Genomic DNA, 16,612 nt, shown 5'->3' with positions numbered 1-16,612 from the left:
TATTCCATTTCGCCAAGCACGAAAACAGAAAGGAACTCATGTCCAGGGAGGCACAAATGACCAAAGCGTATTATTGGAAAAGTCAGGTGTGGGGCGTGACTTACTTTTTTATCGCGCTTTATTACATCTATTCTTTCCAGGACATGGTGAATATCGCACTTTCGTTGATCCTCTCCATCCTGAGCTTTTTACTGTATCCCTGTGCTAAAAAAGGCACTGAAATGGCCGCCCTGCAGTTCACGAGTGAAGAATTTTGGCACCGCGGACTGTTCGCCGATACCATAGGCAAAAATGGCGTGCTGATCCTGTATTATGCATTCTGTTATGTCATGGCCCTGCCGCTGGGCGCCCTGTATCTGCTTGCCCTGTTTCTCAGAAATAAAAAGGCCGCGTAAGCGGTTTTTACGTCAACGGCTTACTGCCTCATAGTCCTTCTTCATGAACGTTTCTTCTACCCACGCAAGCTGCGCTATCACAAAGCGAAAGAAGCAAATTACCCCTACCGGAGCCGACAATCACAGAGGAGATTGGGAGACATTGATTGGCGGAAGATCACAGGAGTCGAACCTGCCCAGGACCGCTGGCGGCCCCAACCGGATTTGAAGTCCGGCCGCCCCACCGGGGACGAGGATCTTCCTTGGAGAAGAGAAGAAGCAAGGCGCTGATTATAGCGCAGTTTGTTCGCTGCGCTAAGCGGGAAATGGCGGCCGCCGGCGATTCGGCGGCCGGGGAGCGCTACTTCAGGAAATCCTTCACGTCCAACAGGATGAACTCGTTGTCATCCGCCATATTGGGCTGGCGGCTGGAGGAGAACGGGAAGTTGTTGTCGTTGCCGACGATGATGTGGTTGGCGTCCACCACGTCCACGTTTTCGATGGTGAAGAACGGGAAGGTCAGCACGCCGTCGTTCAGCGGCTTGCGCGCCAGCTTGTTCGGATCCTGAATGTTCATCAGGTCGATATAGCCCAATTTTTCGACCGGTTTGCCGACGTTGGCGTCCGAGAAGGCGATTTTATACACCCGCTTGAACTTGGCCACCTGGCTGAAGCAGTTGTCGGTTGGCGCGCCGGCGGCGCAGGCTTTATCCGGCGTGCCTTCGCCGTTGTCGCGCTCAATCACCAGCCCGTGGGTGGCGTCGATCATGTTGAAGTCGCCGATGGCGTTCTGGTTGTCTTCCAGCACGTACTGCCAGCTGCGGCCGGTCCAGGCCTGCTGTTTCACGTCAAACTCCAGCACCCGCAGGTAGCGTTTGCCGCCGACGTTCTCGAACTGCTCGCCGTCCCACAGCGCCCCTTCCAGCAGCGGGTACAGCTTGCTGCCGTCCGGCGAGGCGGCCATGCCTTCAAAGCCTTTGGAACGCGCCACCTGGAAGTTCTGCTTGCCGTCCGGCGCGCCCGGCAGGGTCAGCGTCGGGTTGTCCGGCGATTTCACCACCTTGCCGTCTACCTGAGTGTCGAACACCGCCAGCACTTTGCCGTTCAGGTCGGCCTTGATCAGGTAAGGCCCGAACTCTTCACCGATCCATAAGGCATCGTCGGCAAACTGGAAGCTTTCCGGATCGAAATCGCTGCCGGTCAAATAACGCTTCTCGGTGCTCTCGTTGATGATGTGGAACGGCACCTTTTTATCCGGATCGTGCAGGAACACCGTCTTCAGCGGCGCGACCGTGCCGTCTTTGAAATCGATCTTGTAGTGATTGAGGTACAGCATGGCGTCCGGCGAATTGGCCTTGCTGCCGAAGCCGTTATCGGTCAGCACCCAGTAGGTGCCGTCGGGCATGTGTTTGATGCCGGAGTGGCCCTGCAGCGGCTGGCCGTTGATCGGCAGGCCGATGCCGGTCAGTCGATCGGCGGATTTACCCGCCACGCTGCCCAACTCGGTGACGCGTTTCCCGCTGGTGTATTTGCCGCTCTGCTGCAGATCGCTCGGCGCGTCCTTCGGTGTGGAAACGGCGGATTTCACCGGCAGCAGCGCATGCCCCGCCAACGTCGCCGGCACCGGCTGCGCGTCGGCCCACAGGTTGGCGCTCAGCGCCATGCAGCCGACCAGCAGCGCCAGCCGGGTTTTGGTGTTGTGCATGTCATTGTCCCTTTTCGTTGTTATCGCCCAGAAGTAAAAGCAACGTCACTATAGGGAGCGGCAATGACAGAAATATTATTCGGCGAACGCCCGCCGGTAGCTGTGCGGATGGAAGCGCCAGGTGATGGCGATCAGCACCACCACCAGCAGCGCGTGGATCTGCCAGTCCAGCACGAAGCCGCCGCTGTAGTCGCGCAGCAGGCCGGAAAGGTAAGGCGTGACGCCCGCCAGCAGGAAGCCGACACCCTGCATAAAGGCCACCAGCCGCCCGGCCGCCGCCGGCTGGTGCAGGTGATCGAGCGCCAACACCAGGCACAGCGGGAACGCGCCGCCCAACCCCAGCCCGGAAAGCAACACCCACAGCCACGGCAGCGTTTGCGGCAGGTAAATCAGGCCGATAAAACCGATCAGTTGCATCATCAGCGCCAGCAACAGCAGCGGCCGCCGGTCATGATTGCGCGCCAGCGCCGGCAGCAGCAGCGCCCCCACCACCTGGCCAAAGGTCATCAACGCCAGCAGCGAGCCGCTAGCCTGCGGCTGCCAGCCGAGCTGCATGTAATACGGCGGCAGCCAGGCGATCAGGCTGGTATAGCCGCCGTTGATCAGGCCGAAATAGGCGCCAAGCAGCCAGGCGCGCCGGTTGCGCAGCAGGCTTGGCCCGCGGTTTTCGCCCGCCGCGCCCAGGCGAGACAGCCCACGGCTGACCGGCCACCAGGCCAGCAGCGCCACCAGGGCCGGCAACGCCCACCAGGCCAGCGCGCTGTGCCAGTCGTGCCCTACGCTCATCAGCCACGGCGTGATCGCCGCCCCCAACCCGCCACCGCCCATCAGCGCCGCCGACCACAGCCCGGCCACCAGCGCCATGCTTTTGAGGAAGTGATGCTTGATGATGCCGGGCATCACCGCCTGGATCACTCCGATGCCGAGCCCGCCCAGCACCGCGCTCATCAGCAGTTGCACGCTGCCGGGGGCCAGTTCGCGCCAAAGCGCGCCCAGCCCGATCGCCAACAGGCTCAACGCCACGGCGCTGCGTTCGCTGAACAGTCGGTTGATGGCGCCGCCCGCCAGCGCCATCAGGCCCATCATCAGCACCGGCAGCGTGGTCAACAGCGCCGCGCCGCCAAAACTCAGCCCGGTGGCCTGGCGCAACGTCGGCAGCAACGGGCCGATCGAGGTCAACAGCGGCCGCATGTTCAGGCCGATCAACACCAGCGCCAGCAACAGGGGGTTGAGCCAACGGTGTGGAGAAGGTGAATTAACAGAATGATTTAACACGGCATATTCCTGGTACTGCGAAATGAAGAGTGCGGCGTCACAGCGCGATCGCCGCAGCGTTGCGTTACTGTAGGCAACGCCGCTAGTATTGGGAAATTAAATAATAAAATAGCCAACAGTGGGAAAATGAATCGCTACCCGATGTTCAATCCGCAGCTGCTGCTCAGCTTCGTCGCCGTGTGCGACAGCAACAGCTTCACCCGCGCCGCAGAGCGGGTGTTTTTGTCGCAGTCCACCGTCAGCCAGCAGGTGCGCCGGCTGGAAGAGATGCTGGGCAAGCCGCTGTTTGAGCGTTCCTCGCATCAGGTGCTGCTGACCGAAGAAGGCGTCAAGCTGTTGAGCTACGCGCGCCGCATTATCGCGCTGAATGAAGAAGCCCACGATGCGCTGACCGGCATCTGGCGCGACGGCGTGCTGCGGATCGGCATGCCGGAAGATTTCGCCGTGCCCACCACCGGGCTGCTGGCCGAATTCAGCCGCGAGCACCCGCACCTGCGGCTGGACGTCGCCAGCGGCCTGAGCGCCGATCTGCACAGCGCCTACGCGCGTGAAGAGCTGGATCTGATCCTGGTGAAGCAGCGCCGCCGGCAACCGCCGCGCGCCGCGCGGCCGGAACCGCTGCTGTGGCTGGACAGCCTGGCCTTCCCGGCCATCGAGCAATCGCCGGTGCCGCTGGCGGTATTTCCACTGAACGGCCTGTACCGCGACGAGCTGTGCCAGGCGCTAGACACCCTCGGCAAACGCTGGCGCATCGGCTACAGCAGCGCCAGCCTGGCGGCGCTGACCGCCGCCTCCGCCGCCGGGCTGGGCGTCACCCTGCTGCCGGCCGGCTGCCGTCTGGCGACGCACCGGGTGCTGGGCGCGGCCGAAGGATTGCCGCCGATAGACAGCTTCGAACTGGCGCTCTACTACCGCGACGGCGCCCCCGCCGCCACGCTGGCGCTGGCCCAGCGGCTGGCGGCGTTTTGCGGGCTGAAGTAAGGCATCTTACGCCACTATCTGCGGATGTTCGCGCTGCAGCCAGTCGATAATCCGTACCCACAGCGCTTCTGTCTGCTCAAGGCAAGCCTGTACCGCCGCGTCCGTCACCAAGTCGCCGGAATAATCCGCCACGTTGCGCTGTTTTCGCAATGCATCCAGGCAGATCATTTCCTCTCGCGGCAGCCCTACGGTGAGCGGCAACGATTGGATCATGATCTGGTGATGGCCGGGTTTGCTGGTCAGCGTGCGGTATCCTTTGGCTTGTAAAGCGGCATTCGCCATTTGCATGACCGCCTTGTATGCCGTGTCGAAACGGCTCTCATTGCTAAGCTGAGTGATACCCGCATCGCGTCGGTTGCGAGCGGCGGCGGCCAGCAATTTTTTAATCGCCCCCGCGTCAGGCGTTATCACCTCCAGTCCCAGCCCGACCAGATTGTCCAGCGTCATCCTTGTCTCCCACAATCCAGAGTTGGGGTTTATCCATAATGTCCTGAATAAACGCGGAGTTCTCGGCCAAAGCCGCTCGCCACTCTTCAGGCGAATACAGTTTGGGGTTAATTTCCCGACCCAGCGTTGCCTGCAGCGGGTAAACCGCCTGAATCACCTCCGCAAAAGACAGTTTGCCGACGATCAGAACATCGATATCACTGGCCGCCGTCGCTTTGCCACTGGCGACAGAACCAAAAATAAAAGCGCGTTCAATAGCTTCGCCAAACGCTGCCAATGTCTGCCTTAAGCACTCCGCCGGCCCGCAAACCTTGCGGAAAATCGCCGCCAGCTCAGGGAAAATCAGGCAATCGGCGTTGGCCTGATAGCAAATTTGGTTGCCCTGCCGCTGCCTGAGCAAGATGCCGCTCTCCGCCAACCTGCTCAACTCTTTATGTAAAGTGCCGGCCTGAGTTGCGGTGCGCCGCGCAATTTCTCGCACATGAAACGCACGCCCGGCTTCAATAAACAGCAGGCTTAGCACTTTTCTACGGTATTCGCTGAACAGCAACTCGAGCATCGGATCGTGCATAACGCTGACCTCAATGTAGCTTTAATGACTACAAATGTAGCCATTAAAGCTACGAAAGAGCAAGCCAGGAAAATCCTTGCCCCGGCGCACGCCGGTCATTACCAAATCGAATAGTCACCAGTGGCAAATGTCGCTGCCAACTGGCCGGTTCCTCTCCTAAATTGGGGGATGTTTTCACCCACCTCACCTCTGGATTAAGGAACCGAACGTGGAAAACCCTCAACAACCGGGCCGCAGAGCCTTCCTCAGCCAAACCGGCAAACTCACCACCGCTTGCGCAGTGATCGGCCTGACCGGCGGCATGGCGCAGGCCGCTTCGCCTGGCGGCGAGCCGTGTACGCCAACGCCGATGACCCTGACCGATCGCCACTACTGCCTGAGCGAGGTGCGGCTGGAAGACGGCTTTGAATACGACGGCGAAACGGTGATCGGCACCCGCACCGCGCTGTACACCCTGGAGATCAAAGACGGCAAGATCGCCGCCATTCACGCCGCCAACGCCGCGTTGCCGGCCGGCGTGCCCCGCTATAAGGCGCAGGGCCGGCTGCTGCTGCCGGCATTTCGCGATATGCACATCCACCTGGATAAAACCTTCTACAGCGGCCCGTGGCAGGCGCCGCGCCCGCGCCAGGGCAAAACCATCATGGACATGATCGCGCTGGAGCAGACACTGATTCCGACACTGCTGCCCACCTCGCAGCAACGGGCGGAAAACCTGATCGCCTTGCTGCAGTCCAAAGGCAGCACCGTGGCGCGCAGCCACTGCAATATCGATCCGGTCAGCGGCCTGAAAAGCCTGGAGCACCTGCAGCGCGCGCTGGAAAACCACCGGGCGGACTTCAGCTGTGAAATCGTCGCCTTCCCGCAGCACGGCCTGCTGCACTCCAGGGTCGATGCGCTGATGCGCGAAGCGATGCAGATGGGCGTGCAGTACGTCGGCGGGCTCGATCCGACCAACGTCGACGGCGCGATGGAGAAATCGCTCGACGCCATGTTCCAGATCGCCCTCGATACCGGCAAAGGCGTGGATATCCACCTGCATGAAACCAGCCCGGCCGGGGTCGCCGCCATCAACTACATGATCACCACCGTGGAGAAAAACCCAGCGCTGCGCGGCAAGGTCACCATTAGCCACGCTTTCGCCCTGACCACGTTGACGCCGGGCGAACTGGCGGAAACCGCCACCCGGCTGGCGGCGCAGCAGATCGCCATCGCCTCCACGGTGCCGATCGGCGGCCTGATGATGCCGCTGCCGCAGCTCAGTGAGAAAGGGGTGTTCGTGATGACCGGCACCGACAGCGTGATCGACCACTGGTCGCCGTTCGGCACCGGCGACATCCTGGAGAAGGCCAATCTGTACGCCCAGCTGTACCGCGGTTCCGACGAGTATCACCTGTCGCGCGCCATGGCCATCTCCACCGGCGGCGTGCTGCCACTGGACGATAAGGGGCAGCGCGCCTGGCCGAAAGCCGGCGATGCCGCCGAGTTCGTGCTGGTCAACGCCAGCTGTTCCGCCGAGGCGGTCGCCCGTCTGCCGGCGCGCAGCGCCACCTTCCATCAGGGGCGCCTGGTCGCCGGCCAGGTGAGCAAAGCCTAAGGTCGGTCCGTTGTTGTCATCATGATGGCCGTTTTTGGCCTTCTGCCAGAGTAAGGCGCGGCGCAAGATGGTCGCTACACACACTGGCGGAGGGCCGAAAATGTCACAGAGCGCGTTATTGATCATCGATGTCCAGCAATCATTCCAGCACCGTCCATTCTGGCAGGAGGACGATTTGCCTGCGTTTCAACAGGCGCTGACCCGCCTGATTGCGGGCTGCCGACAGCGCGGCGCGGCCCTGGTCGACGTGCTGCACGTTTCGCCGCAAGGACCGTTCTCACTGGCTTCGGGCCATGTGCAGCGCCTGCCGTTCCTCACCCACCAGGCGGATATCACCGTACACAAGCATGTGCACAATGCGCTGACCGAATCCGGCCTCAACGCCTGGCTGCGCGAGCGGGACATCAACCACCTGATCGTCTCCGGCATCCGCACCGAGCAGTGCTGCGAAACCACCACCCGGGTGGCGTCCGACCTCGGTTATCGGGTGACTTTCGTCACCGAGGCGACGCTGACCTTCCCGATGCGCCATCCCGACGGCGAAGTCTTTACCCCCGCGCAGTTGAAGCGGCATACTGAAACCGTACTGGTCGATCGTTTCGCCCGCATCGCCAGCGTGGATGAGGCGCTGGCGCAACTCGCACAGGAGTAATCATGTCGCAGGCCGTCTATTTTCTGCTGTTGCCCAACGTGCTGTCGCTGGACGTCAGCGGCCCGGCGGAAACCCTGCGCCTCGCCGGGCAGTTCAGCCTGCGTTACCTCAGCCCGGCGCCGCAGATCGTCTGCTCCATCGGCATGACGCTGAGCGGCCTGCAGCCGTTGCCCGAGCGCCTGGAAGACGGCGCCATCCTGGTGCTGCCGGGCGTCGGCGATTCGCAGCGCTATTTCGCCGGAGAGGAGGCCGAGCAGGTGCGCCGCTGGCTGGCGACGCTGCGGCCCGATCTGCAACGGCAGCGCATCACCCTGGTGTGCATCTGTTCCGGCGCGCTGCTGGCGGCGCAGGCCGGGCTGCTCGACGGCTATCAGTGCACCACCCACCACGACGTCATCGAACGTATCCGCCTCCAGGCGCCGGCGGCGCAGGTGAAAGAGAACCGCATCTTCGTCGAAGACCGTGGCGTCTACACCAGCGCGGGCATCACCACCGGCATCGATTTGGCGCTGCACCTGGTCCACCGCCACTGCGGCTCCGGCCGGGCGCGCGACGTCGCCCGCGATATGGTGGTCTATTTCCGCCGCGCCGGGGACGATCCGCAGCTGTCGCCCTGGCTGCGCTACCGCAACCACCTGCACCCGGCGGTGCACCGCGCGCAGGACGTGATGGCCGCCGAGCCGGAGGCCGACTGGTCGGTGCCGCAGATAGCGGAGAAGGCGCACGTCAGCAGCCGCCACCTGGCGCGGCTGTTTCGCAGCCACGTCGGCATCAGCGTGCGGGAATATCATGAGCAGCTGCGGCTGGCGGTGGCGCAACAACGCCTGCAGCAAGGGTATGGCTTGGAGAAGGCCGCGCTGGCGGCTGGGTTTTCTTCCGGGCGGCAACTGCGCCGCGCCCAGCAGCGCCAGCGCTCGCCGCTATGACACCAGCCGGCGGGTATCCAGCCGCTGCAGGCCGACAGACAGCAGCAGGCTGCCCCCCAGCGCCACGCCGAACACCCAGAAGATATCCAGCAGCGGGTGGCCGGTGAAATCAAGGTGCCGATTGCGCATCACGTTGACGATAAGGGCGTGAAAACCGTAAATCGCCAGCGAATGACGGGAAAATACGCTCAGCCAGCCGATCGGCTGCGGCAGACAGTGTTTCACCCACACCAGCAGCGCCACCGCCGCCATAAACACCAGCGGGCCGCTGTAGATGTAGTAGGTATCGGCGAAGTTGCCGTTGATGAACAGCTGATGCTTGGTGCCGCGCGCAATCAGCGCCACGCACAGCGCAAATCCCAACGCCGCCAACCAGCCCACGGCGCGCCCGCGCGCCTCCATCATGCCAATCGCCCGTCCGGCCAACGCATACAGCAGGTAGTAGAAGGTATCGCCGTAGATATACAGGTTAACCGGCAGCAGATGCGCGTTGCCGAAGGTCAGCTTATCGGTATTCGGGTTGGCGATCGCCGCCAACATCACCAGCGCGACGGCCAGGTAGCGGCGCGATACCGGTTTGACGCTAATCAGCGGCGACAGCAGGTAAATCACCGCGATGGCGTAGAAAAACCACAGATGATAGAACACCGGCTTTTGCAGGATGCCGCGCAGCGACGGCCAGAAACCGATCTTGGTGAAAGCCGCGATATAGATCAGCGCAATGGCGCTGTAGAACAGAATGCAGCAGAGGATGCGGGTGAAATGCCGCCGGCCGGCGCTCTTTTCGCCGAAGAACAGGTAGCCGGAAATCATGAAGAACAGCGGCACCGACACGCGCGACAGTGAGTTCAGCACGTTGGCGATGTCCCAGTTGTGCAACCCTATCGCCGCGCCGTTGGTGACGTAATAGGTGGTGGCGTGGATCATCACCACCATCATGCACGCCATCGCCCGCAGGTTGTCTATCCAGCCGATTTTCTCGCTCAAACGCTCGCCCGATCTTGTGTCATATTGATATGTTAAGAAGAGGTTATCGGGCACGGCGTTCGGCGACAACCCAAAAGCGAAATATCAGAATGCACTTAAACAACACCTTATGATTGCGAAGGTGAACAATTGGCGGCAAAATAGCCGCCATAACTCGCTCAGTTTGCGCTTCCCGCCCTGGCAGTTCCTTTTTCTCTTTTACTATCAGTACAATAATATGAAAACAACATTACCACCTGCGGCACGTTTGGGCCGACAGGCGCTTTTATTCCCTCTTTGTCTGGTGCTGTTCGAGTTCGCCACCTATATCGGCAACGATATGATTCAGCCCGGCATGCTGGCCGTCGTGGCGGATTTCAACGCCGGCGAAGAGTGGGTGCCCACCTCGATGACCGCCTATCTGGCTGGCGGCATCTTCCTGCAGTGGCTGCTCGGGCCGCTGTCGGATCGCCGCGGCCGTCGCCCGGTGATGCTGGCCGGGGTGGCGTTCTTTATCGTCTCCTGCCTGGCGATCCTGCTGGTCACCACCATCGAGCAGTTCATCGCCATGCGTTTCCTGCAGGGCATCGGCCTGTGCTTTATCGGCGCGGTCGGCTACGCCACGATTCAGGAGTCGTTCGAAGAGGCGGTGTGCATCAAAATCACCGCCCTGATGGCTAACGTGGCGCTGATCGCCCCGCTGCTGGGGCCGCTGGCCGGTGCGGCGCTGATCCACGTCGCACCGTGGCAAAGCATGTTCGTGCTGTTTGCGGCGCTGGCGGCCATCGCCTTCTACGGCCTGTGGAAAGCCATGCCGGAGACCGCCACGCTGCAGGGCGAGGCGTTCTCCGCCGCCAACCTGTGGCGCGACTACCGCCAGGTGCTGGGCAACCGCCGCTTCCTGTGCGGCGCCCTGGCGATCGGTTTCGCCAGCCTGCCGCTGCTGGCCTGGATCGCCCAGTCGCCGGTGATCCTGATCAGCGGGGAGTCGTTGTCGACGCTGGATTACGGCCTGCTGCAGATCCCGGTGTTCGGCGCGCTGATCCTCGGCAACCTGACGCTGGCGCGCCTGACCGGCAAAAACAGCGTGGAGCGCCTGATCAAGCTGGGCGCTGGCCCGATGCTTCTGGGGCTGCTGATCGCCGCGCTGGCGACTCAGTTCTCCAGCCACGCCTACCTGTGGATGACCGCCGGCCTGAGCCTGTACGCCTTCGGCATCGGCCTCGCCAACGCCGGGCTGTACCGCCTGACGCTGTTCTCCAGCAACGTCAGCAAAGGCACCGTGTCCGCCACCATGGGCATGCTGAGCATGATGGTGTTCACCGTCGGCATCGAGCTGGCCAAGGTCGCCTACGTCTGGGGCGGCAGCGGGTTGTTCAACCTGTTCAACCTCATCAGCGGCCTGTGCTGGCTGACGTTGGTGGCGCTGTTCCTCGCCAAACGCCGCAACGGCGATCCCACCCCGCAGCCGAACGGCGCGGCATAAGCGCGACGATAAAACGCCGGTCTGGTTTCCCGACCGGCGTTTTTTATGCGGCTTCAGCCGAGCAGCCCCCCCAGCGCATACCCCGCCCCCACCACCGCTACCGCCAACAACAGCAACGCCGACAGGACGGAGATCGCCCGTCGCGCGCGCTGCAATGCCGTTCCCGACAGCAGGGTGATATAGGCCAGCAAGATGGCGAAGTCCATCAGCACCCACAGCGCGGTCAGCAACGTCAGGCTGCCGCCGACCGAGGGGGTGACGGCGATGAACTGCGGAAAAAAGGCGACGAAGAAAATGATGTCCTTAGGGTTGGCGATGCCCACCAGAAAACCGTTCACGATCGCCGAGCGTTTTTGCGGCGGCGCAACGGGCCGCGCATCGGGGGCCGGCGAGGAGAAATCCTCATACAGCGAGGCGATCGCCATGCGGGCGATAAACAAGCAGCCCAACAGGCTGATCCCCTGCAGCATGCGCCTTTCGACGGCGAACAGCCCGGTGACGATCAGCGCAGCGATGCCGATCAGCAGCAGTGAGGCCCCGTTGCTGCCCAGCGCGGTCCACAGCGCCCGCCGGGCGCCAAAGCGCGTCGCGGTGTTGGCGACCATTACCACCACCGGCCCCGGCGTGGCGATAAGCAGGAAAATAGCGGCGAAATACGCCGCCAGCAACGACAGGTTCATCTTTATTTCACTCACATTCAGACGGTTGGCATCGGATCATTATGATGCCGCCGCCCCCGCCTTGAAAAAGGAGTAATCCTGTCGTTTACTGTGAATCAGACTCATCCTGAGAGACGCCGCGATGGCCAGTTCCCTTCCGCCGCTTTACGCCCTGCGCGCCTTCGAAAGCGCCGCCCGCACCGGCTCGTTCACGCTGGCCGCCGACGCGCTGCATCTCACCCCCAGCGCCGTCAGCAAGCATATCAAAACGCTGGAGCAGCACTTTGGCTGTCGCTTGTTCCAGCGCAATGGCCCGCGCATCGAGGTCACCCCGCAGGGAAAAATCTTCGCCGCCGAGCTGCAGCAGGGGTTTGCGCGCATCGAGCAAGCCTGCGAGCTGTTCAGAAGCCACCGCGATCTGCTGCGGCTGAAGGCGCCCTCTACCCTGACCCTGCGCTGGCTGCTGGACTGCCTGAGCCGGTTCCGGCAAACGGCGCAGGCGTTCGAAGTGCAGGCAGCCAGCGTGTGGATGGACATCGACAACGTGGACTTTTTCAGCGAACCCTACGACTGCGCCATTCTGCTCGGCAACGGCTATTTCGGCGCCAACACCGCCGCCGTAAAACTGTTCGACGAATGGCTGATCCCGATTTGCGCCCCTGCGCTGCTCGCCGACGCGCAGCGCGATCTTGCCGCCTGCCCGCTGCTCCATCCTTCGCCCGATCGGCGCGACTGGCGGCGCTGGCTGCAAAAAAGCGGCATCGCGACCCCGATCGATCTTATGCGCGGCCAGGTATTTGATTCGCTGGAACAGGGCAACGCGGCGGCCATCGCCGGGCACGGCGTCTCGATCGGCGATCTGGCGCTGAGCCTGCGGACGATTGAGGAGGGGTTATTGGCGGTGCCCTGTGACGCCGCCGTGCGCACCGGCGACGGTTACTATCTGGTTTGGCCGGAGGAATCGGCGAAACGGCCGCTGATCGAGCGTTTACAAGCGTTTCTCGCCGCCCAAACGCCCGACGTCAGCCGGGCCGCCGTCAGGTTTATCGGGTAGGGGAATTCGGCCTATCGCTCTTCGCGGGTATGCCAAATACGCAGAACATAAATCGTTGCCGGCTGCACCTGGTAACGTATCTCATAACGGCCGACCAGAATACGCCTCACTTCCTGCGGTAAAAACTCGTCCAGTCTTTCACCCAGGCGAGGATTATCGAGCAACGCTTTAGGCGCGGCGACCAAGGCCTTCACCGAATTCGCTGCCGCAGTGCGGTTAGCCAAGGCAAGAAACTCAAACAAACGCGCCAAATCCGATAGCGCCTTACTCGTCCATTTTAACTCCATCAGCGCGGTACCGGCAGCGGCTCGTCACTGTCCAGGCTGGCCGCCCAGGCTTCTACCGACTCATGATCGATAACGTTTTGCTGTTCGACATCGGCCAGCGCCGCCAGCGTTAACCGACGGCGCTCTTCCTCTTGCTCAAGCCAGGCGGCGAGGGCTTGCTTCACTATCCATCCCCGTGAGCGTTCAAGTTTGGCGGCCATTTCATCCACCTTTTCAGCCAAAGGCAGCGGGACATGAGCGGTGATGACTTTCGTATTCATCGTCTTGCTCCTCAGTACAATCAATATCAATCAAAGTGATTAAAGCTGATTATACCGGCATCAGAGAACAAAAAACACGCAATCAGTTGCCGAACAGCCCGCCGTCTCGCAGCAGATGCTCGTTGCCCTTGCGGCGGGTAAAGCCGCTGCGATCGAAGAACTCCAGCACCTGGATCGCCAGCTTGCGCCCGACGCCGAGCCGATCGCGGAAATCGGCGGCGTTGGCGCCCCCGCGCTCCGCATCCAGCTCGCGGATCAGCGCCGCGAACTGATCGATGCGTCGGCTGAGGTAGTAGCGATCCACCACCACCGCCGTCACATGGCCCAGTTGAGCCGCCTTGCGCAGCAGCGCGCGCACCCGGCTCTCCTCTTCGCCCAGCTCGCTCGCCAGATCGCGCACCCACCACGGCTCGTCGCCGAACAGCGGCTCGATGCGCGCCCACAGCGGCGCCTCGTCGGCGCTGAACGCCAGGCCGTGTTCCGGCAGGTGCAGCCAGCCGCGCGTATTGTGCAGCGCGCCGGCCTTCAGCAGCCGATCGATCATCATAAACACCAGCGTTTCCGGCTGCTGAGGCAGGGCCATGCGCCGCAGGCGGGCGCGCCCTAAGCCCAGCTGATCGGCGTGCTGTTGGTGATACTCCGCCAGCACCTGCAGCAGGCGGCTTTCCGCCTGTTGCACCTGATCCTGCGCCAGCGCCCGGTCACCGACGATCAGCAGATCGCGGTTCGCCAGCAGTGCCGCCAGGCCGTCGTCGGTCAACTGACGCGCCCAGGCAAACGCCGCCAGCGACAGCGCGCCGTGCGGCAGCTCAAGCGCCAGCGCCTGCGCATCGTCCTGCGCCTGCGCCAGGGCCTGCAGCCAGGCCAAATAGTCCGGCTGGCGCTTGCCGCGCTTGGGCGCATTCAGCCTGAGTACCCGGGCCGCGCCCAGCGTTTGCCGCGCGCCGATATCGCGCAGCACCAGCCGATCGTTCTCCGCCAGCCACAGCGGACGATCGAGGATCAGTTCCGCCAGTCCGTCGTTCAGCAGCGAAATGCGTCCGGTGATGTGGCTGGCGGCATGGTGCAGATGCAGCGGCTGCCAATGGCGGATCGGCCGATCCGTCTCAAGCGCCACCAGAATGCGTTCCGCCGCCTCCGGCGGGCGCTGCGCCAGCAGCCAATCGCCGCGCGCGATCCGGTCTTTATCGACATCGCCGCTGATGTTAAGCGCGATGCGTTGCCCGGCCTGCGCCTGTTCCACGGTCTGATTCTGGGCATGCAGGCCGCGCACCCGCACCGGCGCGTCGGCGCCGGTCAGCCACAGCGTATCCCCCACCTTCACCCGGCCGCCGAGCGCGGTGCCGGTCACCACCAGCCCCGCCCCTTTGACGCTGAACGCACGGTCTACCGCCAGACGAAAACGGCGCGTCAGCGCATGCTCGCCGGGCGACAGCGCCAGCAAATGCGCGCGCAGCGCCTCGATACCCTCGCCCGCCGCCGCCGCGGTGACAAACAGCGGCGCATCGGGCCAGCCCTGGCGCGCCAGCTCGTCGCGCACCTGAACGCGCACCTCATCGATACGCGCCGCCTCCACCCGGTCGGCCTTGGTCAGCGCCACCGTCAGCGCCGCCCGCCCGCTCAGGCGCAGGATCGCCAGATGCTCGCGGGTCTGCGCCATCACACCATCGTCGCAGGCCACCACCAGCAGCGCATGGTCAATGCCGCCGACGCCCGCCAGCATATTGGCGAGGAATTTTTCGTGGCCGGGCACGTCGATAAAGCCCAGCACCCGGCCGTCCGGCTGCGGCCAGTAGGCGTAGCCCAGATCGATGGTCATGCCGCGGCGCTTTTCTTCCGGCAGGCGATCCGCGTTGATCCCGGAGATCGCCTGCAGCAGAGTGGTTTTGCCATGATCGACATGGCCGGCGGTGGCGATGATCATGATGCGCTCAACGCGTCGATCAGCGCCCCTTCCTGTTCCAGACAGCGCAGATCCAGCCACAGCCGGCCGTCGCCAAGGCGGCCGATCACCGGCTGCGGCAGGCGGCGCCAGCGTTCAGCCAGCGCTTCCAGCGTAGCGCCACGGCCGTCGCGCGGCGTGAAGGTCAGCGCATAGCTGGGCAGACGATCCACCGGCAGCGAACCGCTGCCAATCTGCGACCAGCACGGTTCGGCGCGCAGCGCGAAATCGGCGGTGAACCGTGGCGTCAGCGCCGTCAGCAGCCGCTCGGCCGTCTGTTGCATCTCCTGCTGCGGGCGGGTCAGCAGCCGCAGCGTCGGCAGTTGCTCAGCCAGTTTTTCCGGCTGCAAATAAAGCCGCAGCGTGGCCTCCAGGGCCGCCAGCGTCAGCTTGCCGACGCGCAGCGCGCGCTTGAGCGGGTGCTGCTGCAGGCGCGCGATCAGCGCCTTTTTGCCGACGATGATGCCGGCTTGCGGGCCGCCCAGCAGCTTATCGCCGGAGAACGTCACCAGATCGACGCCGGCGGCCAGCAACCGCTGCGGCATCGGTTCGGCGGGCAGGCCGTACTGCGCCATATCGATCAGCGAGCCGCTGCCCAGATCGGTGGCGGTCGGCACGCCCTGTTCGGCCCCGAGCTGCGCCAGTTCGGCCTCGTCGACCGCCGCGGTAAAGCCCTGAATGCTGTAGTTGCTGGTGTGCACTTTCATCAACAGGCCGGTCTGCTCGTTGATGGCCTGGCGGTAATCCTTCAGATGGGTGCGGTTGGTGGTGCCGACCTCAACCAATTGACAGCCGGCCTGGCGCATCACGTCGGGAATGCGGAACGCGCCGCCGATCTCCACCAGCTCGCCGCGCGACACCACCACCTCTTTGCCGGGGGCGATCGCCGCCAGCATCAGCAGCACCGCCGCCGCGTTGTTATTGACGATGCAGGCGTCTTCCGCGCCGGTCAGCCGGCACAGCAGACTCGCCACCGCCCGATCGCGATGGCCGCGCCCGGCGCCGTCCAGATCGTACTCCAGCGTCACCGCCTCCCCCATCACCGCGCTCACCGCATCCTGCACCGACTGCGCCAGCAGGGCGCGCCCGAGGTTGGTGTGCAGCACAGTGCCGCTGAGGTTGAACACCGGCAATAACGCCGGGCGTTGCTGCCGGGCCAGCTCCGCGCGCAGCGCCTGCGGCCAGTCGCCGCACCAGGCCGGTAAACGTTGCTGCTGTTTTATCGCGTCGCGCGCCTCGGCCTGCAGCCGGCGCAGCAGTTCGCCGATCAGCGTCTGGCCATGCTGCGCCACCAGCGGTTCAATCGCGGGTTCACGCAGCAGGCGGTCGATGGCGGGCAGTTGGCTGTAAAGAAGGTGGGATTCAGTGCTCATGGTCGCTCGGTTTTCAGTTTAGACGTATCGGCATAGCAAAACCCCGCCGCGGCGGGG

Annotated in this window: 17 protein-coding genes and 1 tRNA gene; 7 read left to right on the top strand and 11 right to left on the bottom strand. The window is 63.4% G+C overall.

The annotated features are described in order from the left end of the window. Positions 1-56: 56 nt before the first annotated feature. Positions 57-395, top strand: coding sequence for a colicin E1 family microcin immunity protein (locus ACJ8M3_RS20055; protein ID WP_033645080.1), 339 nt, complete (start codon positions 57-59; stop codon positions 393-395). Between the two features lie 147 nt (positions 396-542). Here the strand turns inward: ACJ8M3_RS20055 and ACJ8M3_RS20050 are convergent. The 3 genes from ACJ8M3_RS20050 to ACJ8M3_RS20040 all read right to left on the bottom strand — a co-directional run bounded on the left by ACJ8M3_RS20050 (position 543) and on the right by ACJ8M3_RS20040 (position 3,354). Beyond that, positions 543-637 (bottom strand) — tRNA-Sec (locus ACJ8M3_RS20050). Positions 638-735: 98 nt separating this feature from the next. Beyond that, positions 736-2,079, bottom strand: coding sequence for an esterase-like activity of phytase family protein (locus ACJ8M3_RS20045; protein WP_046688014.1), 1,344 nt, complete (start codon positions 2,077-2,079; stop codon positions 736-738). A 75-nt stretch (positions 2,080-2,154) separates the two neighbouring features. After that, a complete protein-coding gene (locus ACJ8M3_RS20040) occupies positions 2,155-3,354 on the bottom strand; it encodes a cyanate transporter (RefSeq protein ID WP_442514720.1) in 1,200 nt (399 codons plus the stop codon). Between the two features lie 126 nt (positions 3,355-3,480). Here ACJ8M3_RS20040 and ACJ8M3_RS20035 point away from each other — a divergent pair, with 126 nt between their 5' ends. Further along, positions 3,481-4,335, top strand: coding sequence for a LysR family transcriptional regulator (locus ACJ8M3_RS20035; RefSeq protein WP_089195339.1), 855 nt, complete (start codon positions 3,481-3,483; stop codon positions 4,333-4,335). 6 nt (positions 4,336-4,341) lie between these two features. On the opposite strand, the gene ACJ8M3_RS20030 is transcribed toward ACJ8M3_RS20035, so the two are convergent. Beyond that, positions 4,342-4,782 (bottom strand): hypothetical protein, encoded by a 441-nt coding sequence (locus tag ACJ8M3_RS20030; protein ID WP_033645101.1) that lies wholly within the window; start codon positions 4,780-4,782, stop codon positions 4,342-4,344. Next, positions 4,733-5,353, bottom strand: coding sequence for a nucleotidyltransferase domain-containing protein (locus tag ACJ8M3_RS20025; RefSeq protein ID WP_033645102.1), 621 nt, complete (start codon positions 5,351-5,353; stop codon positions 4,733-4,735). Before ACJ8M3_RS20025 ends, ACJ8M3_RS20030 begins: the two co-directional genes overlap by 50 nt. Before the next feature lie 208 nt (positions 5,354-5,561). Here ACJ8M3_RS20025 and ACJ8M3_RS20020 point away from each other — a divergent pair, with 208 nt between their 5' ends. The 3 genes from ACJ8M3_RS20020 (at position 5,562) to ACJ8M3_RS20010 (ending at position 8,528) form a co-directional block, all read left to right on the top strand. Then, on the top strand, positions 5,562-6,950 hold the full coding sequence (locus ACJ8M3_RS20020; protein WP_089197569.1) for an amidohydrolase family protein: 1,389 nt from the start codon (positions 5,562-5,564) through the stop codon (positions 6,948-6,950). Positions 6,951-7,050: 100 nt separating this feature from the next. After that, positions 7,051-7,602 carry an isochorismatase family protein gene (locus ACJ8M3_RS20015; protein ID WP_069100550.1) on the top strand — a complete coding sequence of 184 codons (552 nt, stop codon included), beginning with the start codon at positions 7,051-7,053 and terminating at the stop codon, positions 7,600-7,602. A gap of 2 nt (positions 7,603-7,604) precedes the next feature. Next, entirely contained in the window at positions 7,605-8,528 is a 924-nt protein-coding gene (locus ACJ8M3_RS20010) for a GlxA family transcriptional regulator (RefSeq protein WP_069100549.1), read from the top strand. Here ACJ8M3_RS20010 and ACJ8M3_RS20005 read toward each other — a convergent pair. Next, the gene (locus tag ACJ8M3_RS20005) at positions 8,523-9,515 is read right to left on the bottom strand and encodes an acyltransferase (protein WP_047573202.1); all 993 of its coding nucleotides are present in this window, start codon (positions 9,513-9,515) and stop codon (positions 8,523-8,525) included. The two genes, ACJ8M3_RS20010 and ACJ8M3_RS20005, sit on opposite strands and share 6 nt — an antisense overlap. A 217-nt stretch (positions 9,516-9,732) precedes the next feature. On the opposite strand from ACJ8M3_RS20005, the gene ACJ8M3_RS20000 reads away from it, so the two are divergent. Continuing rightward, complete coding sequence (locus ACJ8M3_RS20000; protein ID WP_033633516.1) at positions 9,733-10,980, top strand: MFS transporter; 1,248 nt, start codon at positions 9,733-9,735, stop codon at positions 10,978-10,980. Between the two features lie 53 nt (positions 10,981-11,033). On the opposite strand, the gene ACJ8M3_RS19995 is transcribed toward ACJ8M3_RS20000, so the two are convergent. After that, positions 11,034-11,660 (bottom strand): LysE family translocator, encoded by a 627-nt coding sequence (locus ACJ8M3_RS19995; RefSeq protein ID WP_033645107.1) that lies wholly within the window; start codon positions 11,658-11,660, stop codon positions 11,034-11,036. Positions 11,661-11,781: 121 nt separating this feature from the next. On the opposite strand from ACJ8M3_RS19995, the gene ACJ8M3_RS19990 reads away from it, so the two are divergent. After that, positions 11,782-12,693, top strand: a complete 912-nt coding sequence (locus ACJ8M3_RS19990) for a LysR family transcriptional regulator (RefSeq protein ID WP_033645108.1) — start codon at positions 11,782-11,784, stop codon at positions 12,691-12,693. Between the two features lie 11 nt (positions 12,694-12,704). Here the strand turns inward: ACJ8M3_RS19990 and ACJ8M3_RS19985 are convergent, their stop codons facing one another. The 4 genes from ACJ8M3_RS19985 to selA form a co-directional block, all read right to left on the bottom strand. Continuing rightward, a complete protein-coding gene (locus ACJ8M3_RS19985) occupies positions 12,705-12,980 on the bottom strand; it encodes a type II toxin-antitoxin system RelE/ParE family toxin (RefSeq protein WP_033636570.1) in 276 nt (91 codons plus the stop codon). Then, complete coding sequence (locus tag ACJ8M3_RS19980; RefSeq protein ID WP_033639076.1) at positions 12,980-13,240, bottom strand: CopG family ribbon-helix-helix protein; 261 nt, start codon at positions 13,238-13,240, stop codon at positions 12,980-12,982. The genes ACJ8M3_RS19985 and ACJ8M3_RS19980 overlap by 1 nt, the downstream gene beginning before the upstream one ends. A gap of 82 nt (positions 13,241-13,322) precedes the next feature. Continuing rightward, positions 13,323-15,164, bottom strand: a complete 1,842-nt coding sequence (gene selB / locus ACJ8M3_RS19975; RefSeq protein ID WP_176589458.1) for a selenocysteine-specific translation elongation factor — start codon at positions 15,162-15,164, stop codon at positions 13,323-13,325. Further along, entirely contained in the window at positions 15,161-16,555 is a 1,395-nt protein-coding gene (gene selA, locus ACJ8M3_RS19970) for an L-seryl-tRNA(Sec) selenium transferase (RefSeq protein ID WP_069100545.1), read from the bottom strand. Before selA ends, selB begins: the two co-directional genes overlap by 4 nt. Positions 16,556-16,612 lie beyond the last annotated feature (57 nt).

Source organism: Serratia sp. CY55921, from assembly GCF_052167655.1.
Taxonomy (GTDB): domain Bacteria; phylum Pseudomonadota; class Gammaproteobacteria; order Enterobacterales; family Enterobacteriaceae; genus Serratia; species Serratia ureilytica.
The sequence above is the reverse complement of the archived record's forward strand: the minus strand, read 5'-3'. Positions and strand labels throughout refer to the sequence as shown.